This window comes from Nocardioides proteolyticus, from assembly GCF_051280635.3.
Taxonomy (GTDB): domain Bacteria; phylum Actinomycetota; class Actinomycetes; order Propionibacteriales; family Nocardioidaceae; genus Nocardioides.
Map to the genome: position 1 here is coordinate 69,616 of NZ_JBNBPO030000018.1, position 20,532 is coordinate 90,147.

General features: G+C 73.2%; 18 protein-coding genes. 8 read left to right on the forward strand and 10 right to left on the reverse strand.

The window, feature by feature from the left end; translation table 11 throughout:
• Positions 1-5: 5 nt before the first annotated feature.
• Positions 6-1,790, reverse strand: a complete 1,785-nt coding sequence (locus ACPOLA_RS12230; protein ID WP_435770716.1) for a DUF429 domain-containing protein — start codon at positions 1,788-1,790, stop codon at positions 6-8.
• A 68-nt stretch (positions 1,791-1,858) separates the two neighbouring features.
• On the opposite strand from ACPOLA_RS12230, the gene ACPOLA_RS12235 reads away from it, so the two are divergent.
• The 3 genes from ACPOLA_RS12235 to ACPOLA_RS12245 all read left to right on the forward strand — a co-directional run bounded on the left by ACPOLA_RS12235 (position 1,859) and on the right by ACPOLA_RS12245 (position 5,302).
• Positions 1,859-2,419, forward strand: a complete 561-nt coding sequence (locus ACPOLA_RS12235) for a metallophosphoesterase family protein (protein ID WP_435770717.1) — start codon at positions 1,859-1,861, stop codon at positions 2,417-2,419.
• 9 nt (positions 2,420-2,428) lie between these two features.
• Entirely contained in the window at positions 2,429-3,862 is a 1,434-nt protein-coding gene (gene malQ / locus ACPOLA_RS12240) for a 4-alpha-glucanotransferase (protein ID WP_435770718.1), read from the forward strand.
• A 99-nt stretch (positions 3,863-3,961) separates the two neighbouring features.
• Entirely contained in the window at positions 3,962-5,302 is a 1,341-nt protein-coding gene (locus ACPOLA_RS12245; protein WP_435770719.1) for a DUF2254 domain-containing protein, read from the forward strand.
• On the opposite strand, the gene ACPOLA_RS12250 is transcribed toward ACPOLA_RS12245, so the two are convergent.
• Positions 5,303-5,575, reverse strand: coding sequence for a hypothetical protein (locus ACPOLA_RS12250; RefSeq protein WP_435770720.1), 273 nt, complete (start codon positions 5,573-5,575; stop codon positions 5,303-5,305).
• Positions 5,575-5,952 carry a DUF1622 domain-containing protein gene (locus ACPOLA_RS12255; RefSeq protein ID WP_435770721.1) on the reverse strand — a complete coding sequence of 126 codons (378 nt, stop codon included), beginning with the start codon at positions 5,950-5,952 and terminating at the stop codon, positions 5,575-5,577. The genes ACPOLA_RS12250 and ACPOLA_RS12255 overlap by 1 nt, the downstream gene beginning before the upstream one ends.
• Positions 5,953-6,029: 77 nt before the next feature.
• On the opposite strand from ACPOLA_RS12255, the gene ACPOLA_RS12260 reads away from it, so the two are divergent.
• Positions 6,030-7,103, forward strand: a complete 1,074-nt coding sequence (locus ACPOLA_RS12260) for a spore photoproduct lyase family protein (RefSeq protein WP_435770722.1) — start codon at positions 6,030-6,032, stop codon at positions 7,101-7,103.
• A gap of 142 nt (positions 7,104-7,245) precedes the next feature.
• On the forward strand, positions 7,246-7,887 hold the full coding sequence (locus tag ACPOLA_RS12265; RefSeq protein ID WP_435770723.1) for a hypothetical protein: 642 nt from the start codon (positions 7,246-7,248) through the stop codon (positions 7,885-7,887).
• A gap of 93 nt (positions 7,888-7,980) precedes the next feature.
• Here ACPOLA_RS12265 and ACPOLA_RS12270 read toward each other — a convergent pair whose 3' ends face one another.
• The 5 genes from ACPOLA_RS12270 to ACPOLA_RS12290 all read right to left on the reverse strand — a co-directional run bounded on the left by ACPOLA_RS12270 (position 7,981) and on the right by ACPOLA_RS12290 (position 13,516).
• Positions 7,981-9,153 (reverse strand): fatty acid desaturase family protein, encoded by a 1,173-nt coding sequence (locus ACPOLA_RS12270; RefSeq protein ID WP_435770724.1) that lies wholly within the window; start codon positions 9,151-9,153, stop codon positions 7,981-7,983.
• 162 nt (positions 9,154-9,315) lie between these two features.
• Positions 9,316-10,800, reverse strand: a complete 1,485-nt coding sequence (locus tag ACPOLA_RS12275) for an amidohydrolase (RefSeq protein ID WP_435770725.1) — start codon at positions 10,798-10,800, stop codon at positions 9,316-9,318.
• Between the two features lie 87 nt (positions 10,801-10,887).
• Complete coding sequence (locus ACPOLA_RS12280; protein ID WP_435770726.1) at positions 10,888-11,760, reverse strand: HpcH/HpaI aldolase/citrate lyase family protein; 873 nt, start codon at positions 11,758-11,760, stop codon at positions 10,888-10,890.
• Between the two features lie 3 nt (positions 11,761-11,763).
• Positions 11,764-12,864, reverse strand: coding sequence for an HpcH/HpaI aldolase/citrate lyase family protein (locus tag ACPOLA_RS12285; protein WP_435770727.1), 1,101 nt, complete (start codon positions 12,862-12,864; stop codon positions 11,764-11,766).
• Between the two features lie 106 nt (positions 12,865-12,970).
• Positions 12,971-13,516, reverse strand: a complete 546-nt coding sequence (locus tag ACPOLA_RS12290; protein ID WP_435770733.1) for a DnaJ family domain-containing protein — start codon at positions 13,514-13,516, stop codon at positions 12,971-12,973.
• Between the two features lie 85 nt (positions 13,517-13,601).
• On the opposite strand from ACPOLA_RS12290, the gene ACPOLA_RS12295 reads away from it, so the two are divergent.
• Positions 13,602-14,489, forward strand: a complete 888-nt coding sequence (locus ACPOLA_RS12295) for an NAD(P)-dependent oxidoreductase (RefSeq protein WP_435770728.1) — start codon at positions 13,602-13,604, stop codon at positions 14,487-14,489.
• On the opposite strand, the gene ACPOLA_RS12300 is transcribed toward ACPOLA_RS12295, so the two are convergent.
• Positions 14,486-16,405 carry an ABC transporter ATP-binding protein gene (locus ACPOLA_RS12300; protein ID WP_435770729.1) on the reverse strand — a complete coding sequence of 640 codons (1,920 nt, stop codon included), beginning with the start codon at positions 16,403-16,405 and terminating at the stop codon, positions 14,486-14,488. The two genes, ACPOLA_RS12295 and ACPOLA_RS12300, sit on opposite strands and share 4 nt — an antisense overlap.
• Positions 16,396-17,067 (reverse strand): nitroreductase family protein, encoded by a 672-nt coding sequence (locus ACPOLA_RS12305; RefSeq protein WP_435770730.1) that lies wholly within the window; start codon positions 17,065-17,067, stop codon positions 16,396-16,398. Before ACPOLA_RS12305 ends, ACPOLA_RS12300 begins: the two co-directional genes overlap by 10 nt.
• A 107-nt stretch (positions 17,068-17,174) precedes the next feature.
• Between ACPOLA_RS12305 and ACPOLA_RS12310 the strand changes: the two genes are divergently transcribed.
• Positions 17,175-17,330, forward strand: a complete 156-nt coding sequence (locus ACPOLA_RS12310) for a hypothetical protein (protein WP_435770731.1) — start codon at positions 17,175-17,177, stop codon at positions 17,328-17,330.
• 67 nt (positions 17,331-17,397) lie between these two features.
• Positions 17,398-20,343: a helix-turn-helix transcriptional regulator gene (locus tag ACPOLA_RS12315; RefSeq protein WP_435770732.1), complete on the forward strand. Its 2,946-nt coding sequence runs from the start codon at positions 17,398-17,400 to the stop codon at positions 20,341-20,343.
• Positions 20,344-20,532 lie beyond the last annotated feature (189 nt).

Genomic DNA, 20,532 nt, shown 5'->3' on the forward strand with positions numbered 1-20,532 from the left:
GGTCATCAGCCGGCGCCGCGCATCTTCGCCAGCCTCGCCCGGAGCGCGGCCGCGCGGTGGGCGTTCGCCCGGAGGTCGACGTACGCCTCGCCGCAGGCCCACAGCAGCGCGTCGTCGAGGCGGCGTACGGCGCCGGGTGGGTAGCGGTAGTCCATCCGCTCGGCCAGCGTCGCCTCGTCGACCGTCCGCAGCGTCTCGCCGAGCTCGGCGAGCGAGGTGATGCCGAGCTCGAGCACCAGTCCCGCGATCCACGCGTAGTGCTCCGTGCGGGACCAGCCCGCGTCGGCGTACTGCCCGGCGAGGAACGCGGCCAGCTCGCGGGGGCTCAGCCGCGGGTCCTCGTCCTCGATCTCGCTGGTGGGCCCGGCCATCCCATCGCGGAGCCGGTCGCGGATCGTGGAGAACTCCCGGTCGGCCAGCTCGAGGAGGCCCGCGGCGAGGGTGAACCGCCGGTCGAACTCGGGGACGTGCTCGTCGGGGATCGACCCCTTGTAGCGGATGTCGTGCTCGAACTCGGCCCACGCGTGCTGCAGCACGGTGCGGATCTGGACCTGGGCCTGGCGACCGCGCAGCAGCTCGTAGGGCGGTTGGTCCTCTCGGGCCGGGTCCAGCCCGATGAGCAGGTGGCGGCTCGCGTAGCCGAAGCGGCCCTCGCTCGCGGTCTCGAGGCCGAGGTCACGGTCGTCGTGGACCACGACCTGGTCGCTCAGCAGGTCGACGACGGCCTGGACGTCGCTGTGGACGTAGGTGATCACCCGGATCCCGATCTGGTCGGTGATCTCGCGGAGCGGGTCGGCGAAGACCGGCCGGTCGCCCCTCGTGCGGGCCGCCTTCGCCGCGAAGGAGGCGACGGACTTCGCGCGGCCGGCGACGGTGAGGTAGTTGATGCCGGCGTCGTCGAGGATCGAGGTCACCAGGCGGGCGTACTCGTCGGCGGCGAGCCGCAGCCGGGGCTGCAGCTCGGCGTACTCGCGCACCGCCGACTGCGGGTCCCGCACGACCGGGGTGATCCGCCGGCCGCGCGGCGTCGGGACCAGGTCGTCCGGCAGCGTCGGGGTGACGATGTAGCCGCTCTCGAAGTCGCCGTAGGTGGTCACGTCCGCCGGCCGCCGGTCGGCGAAGAGCGCGACGTAGGCGCAGAGGACGGCGTCGACCTGGTCCTCCACGACCCGCAGCTCACTCTTGCGGCCGGCCTTCTCCACGGCGTTGCGCAGGGCCCGCCACGCCGTGCGCCCGCCCGGACCGCCCACCTGGCCGTCGAGGAGGAGCGGCGGATCGGCACTGGCGAGGCCTTCGAGCAGGCCGAGGAGCACGCTGAGCTCCGAGCGCAGCTGCTCCAGGTCGCGGCCGGGCTTGTGCTTGTACTTCAGGGTCCGGCCGAGGCGGAACAGCGCCACCGTCGCGGGGTGCGGGTAGACCTCGATCGCGCGGCGGGCCCGCCCCGAGCGCGGGTTCATGTCCAGCCCCAGTCGGCTCGCGATCCGCGCCCCGCGCGGCTGCCCGGCCAGCTCCGGCTTCCCGGTGTTGGACGGGTGAGCGCCGGCGTCGAACCGGGCGAAGTGCTTGTTGAGCGCGGCCTCGGCGGGTCGGTTGCCGGTGGTGTTGGTGACGATCAGCGGTGCGTCGACCGCGACCAGGCACTCGCCCTCGACGTACGGCGCCAGGGCCGCGACGATCTCGTCGTCGGTGGTCGCCGCCGACACGTGCAACAGCCGGCCCGCGTCGTCGAGGACGGCGAGCCCGGTGGGCCTCCGGTCGCCCCAGGCGAGGTCGATGCCGACGAAGTGCATGGAGGCAGCCTGCCCTACCCGCAGGCGGGCCGGCACCTCCGTCGCGCCGCGGCTGCTTCACTGGGGCGATGGCGACCCGGCTGCTGATCCTCGCGGACACCCACGTGCCCAAGCGGGCCCGGGACCTGCCGGAGCAGGTGTGGCGGGCGGTGGACGACGCCGACGTCGTCGTCCATGCCGGCGACTGGGTCGACGTGGCCCTGCTCGACCGGCTCGAGGATCGTGCGCGTCGGCTGGTCGCGGTCTGGGGCAACAACGACCACGGCGTGCTGCGGGAGCGGCTCACCGAGGTGGCCCGGGTGGAGGTCGAGGGCGTCCGCCTCGGCGTGGTGCACGAGACCGGCCCGGCCAAGGGACGCGAGGAGCGGTGCAGCGCCCGCTACCCCGACCTCGACGTGCTGGTCTTCGGGCACAGCCACATCCCGTGGGACACGACGACCACGACCGGCCTCCGCCTGCTCAACCCGGGCTCGCCGACCGACCGCCGCCGCCAGCCGCACTGCACCTACCTCACCGCGGTCGCCGACGAGGGCGCCCTCCACGACGTCACGCTTCACGCCGTCCCGCGGCAGCCCGGCGGTGGTCCGGCCGGCCGTCCGCGGCCCGGCGGCGGTGGATCGCGTCGTTAGGCTCGGCGCATGGGGGAGAGCGCCGATCGCACCGACACCACCCAGCTCCGCGGGCCGCTCGCCGTACGACGGGCCGGGGTGCTGCTCCACGTGACGTCGCTGCCCGGCGGCTCCGGATCGGCGGGCGACCTCGGCGAGGAGGCCTACCGGTTCGTCGACTTCCTGGCCGCGGCCGGCTGCACGGTCTGGCAGGTGCTGCCCCTGGTGCCGACCCACGAGGGCGACGGCTCGCCGTACAACGCGCTCTCCTCGATGGCCGGGAGCCCCGACCTGATCAGCCCTCAGCGCCGGGCAGCCGACGGGCTCGAGGACCTCTCGGGGCTCGACCCCGACCGGCAGGCGGCCTTCGCGGCGTGGTGCGCGGAGCAGGCGGCGTGGCTCGAGCCCTACGTGGAGTTCACCGCGCTCCGCGAGCTGCACGGCGGCGCGCCCTGGCACGACTGGAGGCCCGCCCTGCGCGACCGCGAGCGGGACGCCGTGGCCGACGCGCTGGCGCCCGTCGCCGGCCGGGTGGAGGAGCTCCGGTTCGAGCAGTGGGTGTTCGCCCAGCAGTGGCAGCGCCTGCGCGACCACGCCGCCGCGAAGGGCGTCCTGCTCTTCGGTGACATCCCGATCTTCGTCTCCCTCGACAGCGCCGACGTCTGGGCGCACCGGGAGCTCTTCCACCTCGACGAGGCGGGCCGGCCGGTCACGGTGAGCGGCTGCCCGCCGGACTACTTCGCCGAGGACGGGCAGCGCTGGAACAACCCCCACTACGACTGGGACGCCATGGCCGCCGACGGGTACGCGTGGTGGCGGCGACGGATCGCCCGCCAGCGCGACCTCTTCGACCTGATCCGGATCGACCACTTCCGCGGGTTCGAGGCGGCCTGGCACGTGCCGGCCGACGCGCCGACCGCCCGTGAGGGCGAGTGGGTGCGCGCGCCGGGCCGGGAGATCCTCGCCGCCCTGCTGGACACCGCAGGTCCGGGCACCCTGGTCGCCGAAGACCTGGGGCTGATCACGCCGGAGGTCGACGAGCTGCGCGAGGAGTCCGGCCTGCCCGGCATGAAGATCCTGCAGTTCGCCTTCGACGGCGAGGCCGACAACCCCTACCTGCCGGAGCGGCACGGGGAGCTGAGCGTCGTCTACACCGGCACCCACGACAACGACACGACCCTCGGCTGGTGGCGGCAGCTCGACGCCCGCGCTCGGGCCCGGGTCCGCGCCCACCTCGAGGATCCGGACGAGCCGATGCCCTGGGCCCTGATCGGCCTCGCCCTGGCGTCGACGGCCCGGTTGGCCGTCGTGCCGGCGCAGGACCTGCTGGGCCTCGACAGCGACAGCCGGATGAACACCCCCGGCACCGACGAGGGCAACTGGACCTGGCGCGCGCCCGCCGGCGCGTTCGACGACGACCTCGCAGCGCGGCTCCGCGACCTGGTGGCGGCCGCGGGCCGCTGACCGGGTGGCCGGGTTGAACGGCCGGTTGATCGGCGGGGTCGAACGTCCGCTGATCGGCTGGGTTGATTGGCGGGCACCCTCCCGGGGTACCACCGGCACATGACGGCCACCCCCCGCGTCCTCGCGCGCTCAAGGCGTGCGGAGCGCCGGGTGCAGCCGATGTGGGTGTGGCCGACGGTCACCGGTGTGGTCGCGTTCGTCGTCGGTGAGCTGGCTGCGCGCATCAGGCTGCCCTCCGACCACTGGCTGCGTGACCTGGTCTGGCCCGGCGACACCTCCGCCGCCTCGGCGCTCGTCCAGACCGTCGCCACGTCCGCGGTCACGGTCACCACGCTCACCTTCTCGGTCACCGTGGTAGCCCTCCAGCTGGCGTCGCAGCAGTTCTCACCCCGGCTGCTCCGCGAGTTCACCCGTGACCCGATCACCCGGGTCGTGCTCTCCGTGCTCGTCGCCACCTTCGTCTGCTCGCTGACCGGCCTGCGTCACTTCCGGACCGACGAGCCGCCGCCGGTGCTCAGCGTGCTGCTCGCCTTCCTGCTGGGCCTGCTCGCCCTCGCCAGCGTGCTGGCGTTCATCACCCACATGATCCGCACGCTGCGCGTCGACTCGATGATGCGGGCGGTGCATGACGACACGAGCCGTGCGATCGAAACCTTCTACCCGTCGTACGACGACGACAGCCGGACCGCGGGCGAGGGGATCCTGCCGCAGGTCGCCGGCATCCCGGTCGAAGCCCGGAAGAGCGGGTTCGTCCGGCTCGTCAACGTGGACGGGTTGGTCGCCGCGGCTGCCGCTGCGCACGGCGTGGTGCGCGTGGAGGTGCGGCCCGGCGACCACGTCGTCCGCGGCACCCCCGTGGCCACGGTGTGGGCCACCGACGAGGAGGACCTCGCCGAGGCGGTGCACGGCTGCGTCGACCTCGGCTTCGAGCGGACCTTCGAGCAGGACGCCGCCTTCGGATTCCGCCAGCTCGAGGACATCGCGGTCAAGGCGCTGTCGCCTGGCATCAACGACCCGGTCACCGCCGCCCACGCCGTCGGCCACCTGAGCGACCTGCTGGTCCGGCTGCTGGGCTGCCGGCTCGGCGCCAGCGAGCACCGCGACGACGACGGCGCGGTGCGTGCCGTGGTGCCGGACCGCGACCTGCGGTACTACCTCGAGCTCGCCTGCGGCCAGCTGCGGCGCTACGCCAGCGGCGAGCCGACGGTGCTCGTCGCGCTGCTGCGGATGCTGCGCGACATGGCCGCTGCAGCCCGTGATGACCGCCAGCGGGAGGAGATCGCCCGGGAGGCCGCCCTGGTGCGCGAGACGGCCTCCAGCGACCTCCTCCACCACGACCTGGCGCCGGTCCAGGACATGGAGCGACGGGTGCGCCTGGCCCTCGCCGGCGACGTCGCGGCGGCTTTCGGCGACCGCTCGGGGGAGACCCGCTCGATCTGATCATGCCGACGACATCGTCGTACGACGCCGGACGGAGGCGGCGCGGCCGATCCCCCCTGCGACGACCTTGCGGAGCACGACGACCAGGGCTGCCGCCCCGATGGCCTGCCAGTCATGGTGGACCGTCAGCCGCAGGAGCCCCGCGGCCAGCAGGAAGTCGATCAGCAGCGGAACGGCGGGGCTGTGGCTGCGGGTCAGGGCCCAGGCGGCGATCGCGACGAGGACGCCGGCGGCGGTGACCAGGAGGGCCGCCGCGTCGACCAGGTCGGTCATCACGAGTGCTGCTCCTCGCCGACCTCCCGCTGCTCCGCAGCGATCTCGCGGGACAGGAAGTAGTTGAGCGCGGTCCGGATGGCGGCGACCGCGGCGAGCTTGCCGAGCTCCTCGAACGTCGGCGCGACGGCGGTGCTGAGGATGTCGGCAGCCAGCAGGAACTCCAGACCGAGCGCGAGGAACCGACCCAGGGTCAGCCGGACCCTCGTGAAGCCGGCGACGTCGCGATGGACGAGAGCGCGGACGAACATCACCACCGCGACCACCGTCCCGGTGAAGACGATGCAGGCGCCGGCGGCCTCGACGAGCCGGATCAGGGTGTCGACGGCAGCGCTCAGGTGGCCCTCGGGGAGGATCTCGATCGCTCGTGCGGTCACGCGGATCCGGTACCCACGGCGGGCGGGCGAAGTCCGGAGCCACGGAACAGCCCCCTCCCCGCGGTTGTTGTGCCGGTGTGCCGAGCGTGCCCGCCGAGCGACTCCTGGACGTCGCGACGATCTACCACGAGCCCGACATCGAGCAGCACCAGCGGGCGGTCGAGATCCTGGAGCGGTTCCCAGGCGCCCAGCGGATCGAGGTGCCCGCCCACCACGACATGCCCGGCCTCTACGGCAACGAGGGGAACGTCGCCGACTGGGTGCGCAACAAGCGCAGCGTCCTGGTCCTCGGCGTGAAGAAGAGCCTCACCGCGCGGCCCAACGGCCGGTCCAGCGACTTCATCGCGCCCTCGACGTCCAACGGGTGCGCCATGGCGTGCTCGTACTGCTACGTGCCCCGGCGGAAGGGCTACGCGAACCCGATCACCGCCTTCGTCAACATCGAGCAGATCGTGGGCTACCTCGGGCGGCACGCCGACCGTCAGGGGCTCAAGCTCGAGCCGAACCAGTGCGACCCCACGGCCTGGGTCTACGACATCGGCGAGAACGGCGACTGCTCGGTCGACGCGCTCGTCTCGGACAACGTGCGCGACCTGGTGGGGCTCTTCGCGGGCCTGCCGAACGCCAAGGCGTCCTTCGCCACCAAGTTCGTCAACCGCGACCTGCTGGACTACGACCCTCGCGACGGCACCCGGGTGCGGTTCTCGCTGATGCCGCAGGAGACGAGCCGGCTGGTCGACCTGCGCACCTCGCCGGTGGGGGAGCGGATCGCCGCGGTGAACGACTTCGTGGCGGCCGGCTACGAGGTGCACCTCAACTTCAGCCCGGTCATCGTCCACGACGGGTGGCTGGAGAGCTGGGCCGCGCTCCTCGACGAGATCGACGACGTGCTGGACGACGCGGCCAAGCGGCAGCTGGCCTGCGAGATCATCTTCCTGACCCACAACCAGGCCCTCCACGAGGTGAACCTGGGGTGGCACCCACGCGCCGAGGAGCTGCTGTGGCGGCCGGACCTGCAGGAGCGCAAGCGGAGCGAGAGCGGCCAGTCCAACGTGCGCTACCGGTCGGCGAGCAAGGGCCGGTACGTCGCCCAGCTCACCGAGCTGCTCGCCGAGCGGCTGCCGTACTGCCGCGTGCGCTACGCGTTCTGAGGAAGCCCTATCGCGAGCCGGGCACGACGCAGGTCACACGCTCCGCTGCGTAGCAGGTGCTCGATCGGGTACCGGACAGGTCGAGGATGCGGGCGTCCCGCGCCCGACCGAACGGACCGGACAGCAATCGAAGGGACCAACCGTGGCTCGCAAGAACCCGCTGGGCAAGATCAAGGACGTCGCCGTCGGATCGGTGAAGGCGCCGGTGACCGCTGCGGGGTCCGCGGTCGGTCTGGCCAAGGGGGCCGCCTCCGCGGGCGGCCACGTGACCAAGACCGTCACCGGGAAGGCCGCCGGGGCGGTCACCGCGCTGGTGCCCGGGCGCAAGGGCTCCGACCCCGCGACCCCGGGGCAGCAGGCCGAGACGCCGTCCCCGGCGAAGGAGGACTCGGCGGGCACCGCGGAGGCGCCCGAGGTGCCGGCGGCGAAGAAGTCGGCGGCGAAGAAGCCCGCGGCGAAGAAGCCCGCGGCGAAGAAGCCCGCGGCGAAGAAGCCCGCGGCGAAGAAGCCCGCGGCGAAGAAGCCCGCCGTGAAGAAGTCGGCCGCGAAGAAGGTCGAGCCGGCGAAGATCGATGTCACGCCGGACGAGCCGGTGAACGTGACCGAGGAGCTGGGCCTCGATCCGGCCCCGGTGGAGAAGCCCAAGCCCGCGAAGAAGGCGGTCTCGAAGCCGGTGACAAAGATCGACGCCGAGGCTGACGCCGGCGATGTCGACGTCACGCCGGCCGACGTGGCCAAGGCGGCGGCCAGAAACGGGTCCGCCGACGAGGCATCCGGGAGCTGACGCCAGCGTCACCCTGCCCGCGATCGGGGCAGGGTGACGCTCGCGTGCCGCGGGAGAGTCGGACGGCTGTCGACCCGGCTCGTCGACGGACTGTCAACCGGCGGGGCGGGCGGCGAGCTTGCGCAACTGCGGGACCAGGTTGTGACGGTTCGTCTCGGCGAGCCAGCCGTTGGGCAGCGAGAGCCGCACCACCTTGTGCCAGGCGCTGCCCACCTGCTGGACCAGCGGCCGTGAGCAGTAGTTGAGGCCGAACTTGTCGAAGACCTCGCGCACCCGCGGTGCGATCTCGGCGTACCGGTTGCTGGGCAGGTCCGGGAAGATGTGGTGCTCGATCTGGTGGGACAGGTTGCCGGCGAGCACGTGGAACACCGGCGAGCCCGAGATGTTGGCAGAACCGAGCATCTGCCGGACGTACCAGTCGCCGCGGGACTCGTCCTCGTCGAGCTCGTCGAGCTCGAAGGCCTCGACTCCCTCGGGGAAGTGCCCACACATGATGATCGAGTGGCTCCACAGGTTGCGCACGAGGTTGGCCGTGGCGTCCGCGGACAGCGTCGACCGCCAGCCGCGGCCCGACAGCAGCGGCCACACGACGTAGTCCTTGGCCGCCTGGCGCAGGGCCCGCTTGAGCGTGACGACCGCCTCCGCTTTCTTCTCCGGGCTCATCGTCCGCTTGTCGCGCAGGTGCTCGCCCAGGTCGAGGTCGTACATCGCGATGCCCTGCTCGAAGATGCAGGCGGTGACGAAGTTCCACAGCGGCTGGACGAGGTGTCGCGGCCGCCACTCCTGCGCCTCGTCGACCCGCATGATGCCGTAGCCGAGGTCGTTGTCCTTGCCGATGATGTTCGTGTAGCGGTGGTGGACCTGGTTGTGGGCCCGTTGCCACTGCTCGGGCGGCGAGGCGTGGTCCCACTGCCACGTGGTGGAGTGGATCTTCGGGTCGCGCATCCAGTCCCACTGCCCGTGCAGGACGTTGTGGCCGATCTCCATGTTGTCGAGGATCTTCGCCAGGCTGAGCGCGGTGGTCCCGACAACCCAGGCGGTGCGGTTCCGGCCGGCCAGCAGCACCAGCCGGCCGCTGAGCTCGAGCCCGCGCTGCACCCTGATCAGCCGACGGATGTAGGCGGCGTCGCGCTCGCCGCGGTCGTCGAGCACCTGCTGCCGGATCGCGTCGAGCTCGTGTCCGAGGGCTTCGACGTCCGAAGGGCTCAGCCGTAGGGGCGCGGGTGCGGTGTGGCCGTTCCCGCTAGCCATGCTGTCTTCGCTCACGACGTCCACCTTTCCGGATACGCTGCCAGGTCTCTGCGCCGATGCCATGAAGTGCAGTACCCACCCCGGGGGTTCGCAGCCGAGCGGTCCGGGCGTGGGTTGGCCGAGATCGGCCGCGAGGAGGGTGACGACCGACCGGCGTCGGTCGGTGAGCGGGCTCGCTCACCGGCGGACCCCCGGCGCGGCGTGGAGGATCCGTCCGGCGACGGTCGTGAATTCGACCCCTGGACGCGGAACCTCCATCGGGTCGGCGTCCAGAAGGACGAGATCGGCGGGCGTCCCGACCGCCACCATCCCGATCCCGCCGGTCGATGCCGCCAGCGCCTCGCGCCGGCTCAGCGCCTGCTCGGGGTGCCAGGCCGGCCGGTCGTCGCCGGTGCGTCGTACCGCGCAGTCGACGGCGAGCCAGGGGTCGAGCGGCGACACCGGCGCGTCGGAGCCGAGGGTGAGCGGCACCCCAGCGTCGGCGAGCCAGCGGAGGGCGAAGCACCGGTCTGCGCGGCCCGGCCACACCGCCTCGGTCAGGTCACGGTCGTCGACGAGGTGGTGCGGCTGCACGCTAGCGCGCAGGCCGAGCCGGGCCATCCGGTGGACGTCGGTGGAGGTGACCAGCTGGACGTGCTCGATGGAGCCGCCGGCGCCGGTGGCCTCGTAAGCGTCCAGCGCCTGCGCGACAGCAGCGTCGCCGATGCAGTGGGTCGCGACCTCGAGCCCGTGTCCGTCGGCACGGGCGAGCAGGCCGACCAGCTGGTCGCGCGGCAGGTTGGGCGCCCCTGCCGGGTGGTCCTCCGGTGCGCCGTGCGCGTAGGGCTGGTGGCACCACGCGGTCCGGGTGTTGAGCGACCCGTCGCTGATGATCTTCAGCGGCCCCATCAGCAGCCGGTCGTCACCCGCGACGAGCGGGTCGCCGGTGCCGAGACCCTCGTCGAGCACGGCGTCCAGCTGGTCGGCGTACACCGCCACCCGCACCCGCAGTCGGTCGCAGCCGGCCGCCCACCGCTCGCGCCATGCGTCGACGGTCCCGGCGAACTCGAAGTCCACGAGTCCCACCACGCCGAGGGCGGCCGCCTCGTCGAGGCTGCGCCGGTACGACGCGGGGTCGGTGCCGGCTTCGGTCAGCGAGGTGAGCCGCTCGTAGGCCTCGAACCACTCGTTCTCCGCGACCATCCCCTCGCGCAGCGGCAGCCCGAGCGCCGCCTGCGCGGCACGGTTGAGCCAGGCGTGGTGGGCGTCGCCGGCGATCAGCACGACGGGCGTCACGCCGGCCGCGACGTCGAGGTCGGTGGTGGTCGGCTCGCGGGCCCAGGTGCCCGGCCGGTGGCCCCAGCCGATCACCGGCCGGCCGGGCTGCTCCGCGACCCACCCGGCGACCAGGGTCGTCGCCTCCTCCGGCGACCGGAGGCCGCTGGTGTCCAGCCGCTGGCGAGCGAGCGTCCACTGGCCGAGGTGGACATGGGTGTCCCACAGGCCGGGCATGAGCCAGCGGCCGCCGGCGTCGTACTCCTCGACGGCCGGAGGGCGCGCCAGCCGCTCGCCCACCGCGGTGACCCGGTCGCCCTGCACGAGCACGTCGATGGGCGCGTGGGGCGCGCGGTCGGCGGGGCTCAGCGGCACCAGCCGGACGTCGCGCAACAGCAGGCCGGTCACCGGGTCAGCCTAGGAGGCGGCGCCCCAACAGATCTTGTCGGGTCGGACGCTCAAAAGCGACAAAATCTGTTGTGGCGCGCCGCCGACTCAGCCCTGCAGAGCCTGGATCGCGTCGTGGATCGACAGCGTGCGGCGGGCGGACTCGACGTGGAGGTTCTCCACCATCTTGCCGTTGTGGGTGACGACGCCCTTGCCGGCGCCCTCCTCCCAGGCGGCGATCAGCCCGCGGGCGTTCTCGACCTCGGCGTCGCTGGGGGCGAAGCCGCGGTTGGCGCCCTCGATCTGGCCGGGATGGATGATGGTCTTGCCGTCGAAGCCGAGCTGGCGGCCCTGCTGGACCTCGGCGAGGTAGCCGTCGGTGTCCTTGACGTCGTTGTAGACGCCGTCGAGCACGACCTTCCCCGTCGCCCGCGCCGCGAGTACGGCGAGCTGCAGGCTGGTCACCAGGTTGGTGCGGCCCGGCACGTGGTCGACGAACAGCTCCTTCACAAGGTCGTTGGTGCCGAGCACCAGCACGTTGAGCCGGTCGGAGGCGGCGGCGATGTCGGCGGCGTGCCAGATCGCGTACGGCGACTCGATCATCGCCCACAGCGTGGTCGTCTCCGGCACGCCGGCGCGCTCGAACGCGGCGACGAGGTCGCGCACCGCCTCCGGCGAGCTCACCTTCGGCACCACGATCGCGTCCGGGCCGGCCTCGGCGGCGGCGGCGAGGTCGTCGGCGTGCCACTCGGTGTCGGCGCCGTTGATCCGGATGGTGAGCTCCTTGGCGCCGTACTCGCCGCTGCGGACGGCTGCGGCGGCGTTGAGCCTGGCCTGGGGCTTCGCGTCCGGGGCGACGGCGTCCTCGAGGTCGAGGATCAGCGCGTCGACCGGCAGCGTCTTGGCCTTCTCCAGCGCCCGCTCGTTGGAGCTGGGCATGTAGAGGACCGAGCGGCGGGGGCGGAAGGTCTGCTCGGGCACGGCTCAGGCCTCCTGGGTCTCGACGGCGTCGTACTGCTTCTTGAGCTCGGGGTCGATCGCCGCGAGCTTCTCGGCGAGCTCCACCATCACCAGGCACTGCTTGAGGGAGGCGTCGTCCTCCATCTTGCCGTCGATCATCACCGCGCCGGTGCCGTCGCCCATCGCGGCGACCACGCGGCGGGCGTGGGCGACGTCCTCGACGCTGGGGGAGAAGACCCGGTTGGCGATCGCGATCTGCTTGGGGTGCAGGCTCCAGGTGCCGACGCAGCCGAGGAGGAAGGCGTTGCGGAACTGGTCCTCGCAGGCGACGACGTCGGCGATGTCGCCGAACGGGCCGTAGTAGGGGTAGATGCCGTGGGTCGCGCAGGCGTCGACCATCTTGGCGATCGTGTAGTGCCACAGGTCCTGCTGGAAGACCGAGCGCTGGGCGTCGATCTGGGCGGTGCCCTCGGCGTCGCGGGGCGGGTCCTGGCGGACCAGGTAGCCCGGGTGGCCGCCGCCGACCCGCGTGGTCTTCATCTTGCGGTCGGCCGCGAGGTCCGCCGGGCCGAGCGAGAGACCCTGCATGCGGGGGCTGGCGCCGCAGATCTCCTCGACGTTGGCCACGCCGCGGGCGGTCTCGAGGATGGCGTGCACCAGGATCGGCCGGTCGAGCCCGGCCTTCGCCTCGAGCTGGGCGAGCAGCCGGTCGACGTAGTGGATGTCCTCGGCGCCCTGCACCTTCGGGACCATGATCACGTCGAGCTTGTCGCCGATCGCCGGCACCAGCGTGGTGAGGTCGTCGAGCACCCACGGGCTGTCGAGGGCGTTGATCCGGGTCCAGAGCTGGGTGGGCCCGAAGTCGGTGGACTGGGCGATCCGCACCAGGCCCTCGCGCGCGGCCACCTTGTTGTCGGCCTTGATGGCGTCCTCGAGGTTGCCGAGCAGCACGTCGGGCGAACCGGATCCGGGGCCGACCATCCCGGGGATCTTGGCGGCCATCTTCTCGTTCGACGGGTCGAAGAAGTGGATCGCACGGCTCGGCCGGGCGGGGATCTCGCGCAGCGGGGCGGGGGCGCCCACCGCCAGCGGTCGGAAGAAGTCCTTGGGGCTCTTGTGCGTCACGCCCGCCGACGTTACCGGCGCGTCACCTCGGTTGGGTATGACGGATGTCTCGCTGCGTCGTACCTGACCAACGCGTTGGTTCCGCCGCCGTGATCCAACCGGTTGGTCAGGTACGACGACCGCGGGGCCCCCACCAGCGGCGTCGCGGAGCGGGCGGAGGCTGCGCCGCCGCCGCGGCCGTACGACGCCGGGCGGCGCGCCGCTCCTGCCACTGCGCCACGGTGGCGTCGACGTCGCGGGGCATGGTGATCAGCGGCGGACCGTCGACGGGGGTGTAGCGGGCGCGGATGACCCGGGCGTTGAAGTCCTCCACGAAGGAGCGGACCTCCGGCTCGGAGGGGAGCTCGTCGATCCGGTCGTCCAGCTCGGCGTCGTCGCGTCGCAGCTGCAGGGCGGCGGGCAGCACCGTGATCCGCTCCCGCTCGACCAGCTGCTTGACCCACCAGTCCGGGTCGTGCTGGTCGCCGAGGCCGGCGATCGGCTTCCCCGCGCCCGGCAGGTCGTCGAAGTCGCCGCGCTCCATGGCCTGCTGCACCTGCAGGTCGACCCAGGTCTGCTGCTGGGCGATCCGCGCCCGTGCCGCGGCCCGCTCGGCGCCTCGCCTGTCGCGGGCGCCCGCCGGGTCGGGGGTGCTGTCGTCGGGATCGGGCATCGTGCTCACCTGCCGACCACGATATCGACCCTCGGGGAGCTCGGTCATTGACCTCAACTACACTTGAGGTTCTACGGTCCCGGGCATGACTGCTGCCACCGAAATCAGAACACCGGTCTCCGTCCTCGGACTCGGCGCGATGGGCTCGGCCATCGCGCGCGCGTTCCTCGACGGCGGCCACCCCGTCACCGTCTGGAACCGCACCCCCGCCAAGGCCACGCCCCTCACGGCGGCCGGCGCCGCTGCCGCTCCGACCGCGGCCGAGGCGGTGGCCGCGAGCCCGCTCGTCGTGATCTGCCTGCTGGACTACGAGGCCGTGGACGAGGTGCTCGACCAGGTGGGCGACGCCGTCGCCGGCGCAGCGCTCGTCAACCTCAGCAGCGGTTCTCCGGCCCGCGCACGCCGGACCGCCGAGTGGGCGACGAGGCACGGTGCCTCCTACGTCGACGGGGGGATCATGGCGGACCCTCCCGACCTCGGGTCCCCCCATGCACAGCTCTCCGTCAGCGGCTCCGAGGGGGCCTTCGACGCGCACGAGACGACGCTGCGGCGGCTCGGCACCGTCACCTACTACGGCGCCGACCCCGGGCTCGCGGCGGTGGAGTTCATGGCCCAGGTCGCGACGGCCTACGAGCTGCTGATCGGCCTCCTGCACACCCTCCGGCTGGTCCACGTGGAGGGCGCGGACGTGGCGGAGTTCGCGGACCGGGTGGCCGCCTCCCTCGGCGAGAGCTACCCGCCGCTGGTCCGGATGATCGGCAAGGCGGTCCGCGACGGCGACTTCCCGCCCGACATGGGCCCGCTCTCGGTGCAGGCCGCGCTGATGGACGACCTGATCGACCACCGCCGGTCGCTCGGCGTGGACGTCACCCGGATGCTCGAGGTGAAGCGGCTGATGGACGAGCGGATCGCCGCCGGACACGGCGACCAGGGGTTCTCCGGCCTGTTCCCCCTGCTGACGCCCAGCGACTAGAGGGGCACGTCCGCGCGGCGGGGGTCCGGCGCGGTTCTCGCGGTGCGCGAGAGCTGCTCCTCGTACAGCCGCTTGTACAGCCCGCCCGAGGCGAGCAGCGACTCGTGGTCGCCCTGCTCGACCAGCCGGCCGTCCTCCAGACCGAAGATCACGTCCGCGGAGCGGATGGTGGAGAGCCGGTGGGCGATGGCGATGGTGGTGCGCGAGCGGGTGGCCCGCTCCAGGGCCTCCTGGACGAGCCGCTCGGTCTCGTTGTCCAGCGCCGAGGTGGCCTCGTCGAGGATCAGGATCGGCGGGTCCTTCAGCAGCACCCGGGCGATGGCGAGGCGCTGCTTCTCGCCGCCGGAGAGCCGGTAGCCGCGCTCGCCCGTGATCGTCTCGTAGCCCTCGGGGAAGCCGACGATCCGGTCGTGGATGTTGGCGTCGCGGGCTGCCTGCTCGATCTCCGCGGCGCTGGCGTCGGGCCGGGCGTAGGCGATGTTGTCGCGGATCGTGCCGTGGAAGAGGTACGGCTCCTGGGTGACCATCCCGACCGCGTCGGCGAGCGAGGCGAGAGTCAGGTCGCGGACGTCGTGGCCGTCGACGAGCACCACGCCCTCGGTGGCGTCGTAGAACCGGGGCACCAGGTAGGTCGCGGTCGTCTTGCCGGAGCCCGACGGGCCGACGATGGCGGCGAGCTGGCCCGGCTCGACGACGAGGGAGACGTCCCGCAGCGCCCACGCGGGCCCGTCGGGGCGCGCCTCGCTGTCGCCGACCGGGATCCGCACGCCGGTGTCGCCGAACCGGTCCCGGGTGACGGTGCCGGTGAGGGTGCGCGGCTCGGGATAGCGGAACCACACGCCGCGGAGCTCCACCCGGCCCCGCAGCCGGTCGGGCTCGAGCGCGACCGCTCCCGGGCGCTCGCGGATGGCCGGCTCGAGGTCGAGGTACTCGAAGATCCGGCGGAACAGTGCCAGCGAGGTCTGCACGTCCAGGGTGACCCGCATCAGCTGCATCAGCGGCATCTGCAGCCGCCCCTGCAGCGTCGTGAAGGCCACCAGGGTGCCGGCGGTCAGGGCGCCGCCGCCGACCGCGAGGCGGTCGGTCATCAGCCACCCGGCGACGAGGTAGATCAGCGCCGGCGTGATCGCGAAGAAGGTCTGCACGACCGCGAAGAAGGTGCGGCCCGTCATCGCCTGCTCGACCTGGAGCCGGGTCTGGCGGCGGTTGGCCTCGCGGTAGCGCTCGACCTCGTTGGTGGACCGGTTGAACACCTTCGCGAGCAGGATGCCCGAGACGCTGAGCGCCTCCTCGGTGATCGCGGTCATCTCCGACAGCGACTCCTGGGTGCGCCGCGCGAGCCGCTGCCGCCGCCGCCCGACCCGCAGCTGGAGCCAGACGAACAGCGGCATCAGCACCAGGGTCAGCACCGTCAGCTGCCAGGAGAGGATCACCATCGCCACGAACGCCGCGGCGACCGTCACCGAGTTCTGCACGATCGTGGTGGCGGTGTCGGTCAGCACCGTGCGGACGCCCGCGACGTCGTTGGCCAGCCGCGACTGGATGGCGCCGGTCTTGGTGGCGGTGAAGAAGGCCAGCTCCATCTTCTGCAGGTGCTGGAAGAGGTCGCCGCGCAGGTCGGCCATCGCGGAGTTGCCGACGGTCGAGGTCAGCCAGTTCTGCCCGATGCCGATCAGGGCGGTGGCCACCGGGATGGCGCACATGCCCGCGACCAGCCACGCCAGGAGGTCCAGGTCGGGCGGGCCGCCGTCGAGAGGGAAGAGGGCACGGTCGAACACGGCCCGGGTCAGGAACGGCACCAGCGACTGCAGGACCGCTGAGGCCACGACCGCCACGAGCACCAGCGCGATCTTGGCGCGGTAGGGCTTCAGCAGGCGCGCCACCCGCGGCACCACCCGGCGGTCGGTCACCGCCATCCGGCACCCCAGCGCCCGCGGTGCGCCACCTCCGTCCAGGGCGTACGACGCCGTCGGCTCGCCGACCCCGCCGCCCCCGCGGCGCGGGGAGCGGGGTGTCCGATCGTGATCGCCCCGATCGGGTGCGGTGCCTCCTCCTCGTCGGTGTCGACGAGGCCGAGCAGCTCCTTGACGGCGTCGACCCGGTCGGGCACCAGCCCGAAGAAGCAGCCGCCCAGGCCCGCCGCGGTGACGCTCTGGAGGATCAGCAGCGAGGCCATCGCCGTGTCGAGGTGCCAGTAGGGCATGGCCCAGCGGTCCGCGTCCCGGAGCCGGTCGGTCCCGAGCCGGGCTCGCGCCGGGCCCACCTTGTCGGTCTCGGCGTAGCGCCTGAGGTAGGCCGACTGCCGGCTGCACGGGACCACCACGACCGGCGCGGTCATCATCCCGGCGAGCCAGCGGTCCGGGCGCCCCCCGGGCCGCGCGGCCGGTGCCTGCGCCGCCCAGAAGCCGTGCACCGCCTCCGGGGTGTCCAGCACGACGAACGCCCAGCCCTGGCTGAAGCCTGCGCTGGGTGCCCGGGTCGCGTGGTCGAGGGCCTGCTCGACGACCGCGGGGTCCACCGGATCGGGGGTGTAGGCGCGCACCATCCGGCGGCGTCGTACCACCTCAGCGAACTCCACCCGGTCACCTTAGGACTCGCACCGAGCAGCGAACCGGCCGGACTCCGTTCACACATAAGGCACTTGCCCGATGTCCCGGCCTACCTCAGAGGCCCAGCCTTGAGGACATGAGCAACGACCTCTTCATCACCGCAGAGAACGAGTACCGCCGCCAGCGGACCGCTCGGGCCGTGGCCGCCGCCAGCCGCTCCGGACGCAGCCGCAGCTCCTGGCTGCGCCGCCTCGCCGCGACCGACCCCGCAGTCGAGCGCCGCTCGCGCTGAGGCGGCGCCGGTGGCCGTGCGCCCCGCTCGCCCACCGATGTCGGTGGGCGACGCCACAATGGTGCCCGTGGCCGCACACGCAAGCCTGACCATGGTCGGGCGCGACGCCGAGCTCGAGCAGCTGGGCGCCGTCCTCGGCGACCCCGACCAGCGCTCCATGCTGCTCTCGGGCGACGCCGGCGTGGGCAAGACCCGGCTGCTCCGTGCGCTGCGTGACCAGGCGCTGGCCGCCGGCTGGCGCTGCTTCGCCGGGCACTGTCTCGACTTCGGCGACAGCGCACCGCCCTACCTCCCGTTCAGCGAGGTGCTCGGCCGCGTCGGGACCGACCTGCCGGAGCTGGTGGAGTCGGTCGCCGACGAGCATCCCGCGCTCCGCCGCCTCCAGCCGGGTCGCCGCACCCGCGTCGTCACCGACGCCGGCGACGACGGGGAGGTGTCCCGGGCCGACCGGGGCGACCTCTTCGCGGCCGTCCACGCGCTCGTCGACGCCGCTGCCGCGGACGCGCCGGTGCTGCTCGTCATCGAGGACCTCCACTGGGCCGACCAGTCGACCCGCGACATGCTCGGCTTCCTCTTCACCCGGCCCTTCGCCCATCCCGTCGCGATCGTCGGGTCCTACCGCTCCGACGACCTCCACCGCCGCCATCCGCTCCGCCGACAGGTCGCCGAGTGGTCCCGGCTCCCCCAGGTCGGCCGGCTGCCGCTGGGCCCGCTGTCCGAGGCGGCGGTCCGGGCGCTGGTCCGCGAGCTCGCGCCGGGCGGGCTGGCCGAGGACGCGGTCGCCAGCATCGTCGACCGCGCCGAGGGCAACGCCTTCTTCGTCGAGGAGCTCGTCGCCTCCAACTGGGCCTGCGACTCCCAGGAGGTCCCCGACGAGCTCGCCGACGTGCTGCTCGTCCGGCTCGACCAGCTCTCCGAGGAGGCCCGCCACGTCGTCCGCGTGTCCAGCGTCGCCGGCCGCCGGGTGACCCACGACCTGCTCGCCGCCACCACCGACCTGGCCCCCGCCGACCTCGAGTCCGGCATCCGCCAGGCCGTGGAGATGAACGTCCTCGAGGCCGGCGCGCAGCACTACTCCTTCCGCCATGCCCTGCTCGGCGAGGCCGTCTACGACGACCTCCTGCCCGGTGAGCGGGTCCGCCTGCACGCCCGCTACGTCGAGGCGCTCAGCGAGGGCACCGGCCGAGGCACCGCCGCCGAGCTCGCCCGCCACGCCCGCCGGGCCAACGACCTCGACCGGGCCGTCACCGCGGCCGTCGAGGCCGGCGACGAGGCGATGGCCGTCGGCGGCCCCGAGGAGGCCTCGCTGCACTACCAGCAGGCGCTGGAGCTGCTCGAGGACGCCGGGCGTGTCCAACGGCTCGACATCGACCCCTCCAAGCTGGTCGTCAAGGCCGCCGTCGCCCTGGTCACCGGCGGCGACCCTCCGCGTGCGGCGCAGCTCCTCGCCGAGCACCTGCGTCGCCTGCCCGCCGACGCGCCGTCCGCGGCCCGCTGCCGGCTCCTGGGGGAGTACTCCGAGGTGCTCACCATCACCGAGACCGACCTCGACCCCGCCGAGCTCTCCACCGAGGCGCTGCGGCTGGCGCCGCCGGGCGACAGCCCGCTGCGGGCCAAGCGCCTGGCCTCCCACGCGCGGGTGCTGGCCAGCATGGGCCGCGAGGACGAGGCCGAGGGGTTCGCCACCGAGGCGCTCGCCCTCGCCGAGCTGCTCGCGATGCCCGTCCTGGCCTCGGAGGTGGTGACCACGCTGAGCGGCCTGCGGGTCAAGACCGTGGCCGGCAGCGAGCAGGAGGCGCTGCGCGCGGCGCTCGAGACGGCCGTGCGCAGGGCCGCGGAGATCGGCGCCCTCCAGGCCGAGCTCCGTGGCGGTTGGCTGCTCGGCCGCTCCTACCAGGAGGCCGGCGAGTGGCAGCTCGCCCTCGACTGGCTCGGCACCACCATGCGACGCGGCGAGGAGACCGGGCTGCGCTGGGCCCCGTTCAGCATGGAGTCGCGCTGGCAGCTCGCGCTCAGCCACTACCTCCTCGGCAACTGGGACGAGGCGCTCGCCGTCTCCGAGGCTGCGCTTGACCCGTCGGGCCCGGTGCTGCCGCGAGCCATCCTCCAGCCCACCAGGCTCGCGATCCTCGCCGCGCGCGGCGAGGACGTCCTCGACGCGCTGCGCGCGCTCCGCGTGCACTGGGAGGACGAGGGCGGCGTCGCCGTCTACGCCGCCGGCGTCGAGATCGAGCTGCTCGGCTCCCGCGGCGGCGCCGCCGGCGCGCTGGCCGTCTACGACGACGCGATGACGGTGCTCACCCGGATCTGGCAGGAGCACTTCGGCGGTCGGGTGCGGCTCGCCGCCCAGACCGTCGCCGCGCTGGCCCGGGCCGTCCCGTCGGCGAGCGCCGCGGGCCGGCGCTCGCTCGTCGACCGCGCCGACCGGCTGCGGGCCGACGGCGACGCGGTCGTGGAGTGGATGCGCCAGGGGCACGGCCCGTGGGGCGTCGAGGGCCGGATGTGGGAGACCCGGCTCGTCGCCGAGCAGCAGCGGGTGCACTGGCTGGCGGGCGTGGAGCCGGTCTCGCGCGAGGAGCTGCTCGACGCGTGGTCCGCCGCCGTGGAGGGCACCACGAAGTACGGTCACGTCCCGGAGCAGGCGCGGGTGCGGGCGTCGTACGCCCAGATCCTGCGGCTGGTCGGCGAGGCCGCCGCGGCGCGCGAGGAGGCCGAGGCCGCCCGCGAGATCGCGCGGCGGCTGCGCGCCCCGGGCCTGGTCGGTGAGCTGGGGACGCCGGACGCCCGCGGTGCGGCGGCGGCTGTCGGCGGCGCTCCGGCCCAGCTCACGCCGCGGGAGCTCGAGATCCTCGCGCTGGTCGCCGAGGGCCGCTCGAACGGCGAGATCGGCAAGCAGCTCTTCATCAGCACCAAGACGGTGAGCGTGCACGTCTCCAACATCCTGGGCAAGCTCGGCGCGGCCAGTCGCACCGAGGCGGCCGCCATCGGCCGGCGCGACGGCCTGGTCGGCTGACTGTGAGGATTCCCTTCGCAGCCTGATGGTGCTGGGCTGTGGGCAGGCAACTGCGAGCGTGCCCCTTCGGCTGACTGGCTCAGTGCCTTTGACGGGACTTGTCCGCTCGTGGTTACCGGCCCCGGCCCGGTCGGAGCAGCTGGCCTGATCAGGAGCTTGACCGACCGGTGTTCGCGCACCGGTCGTGTC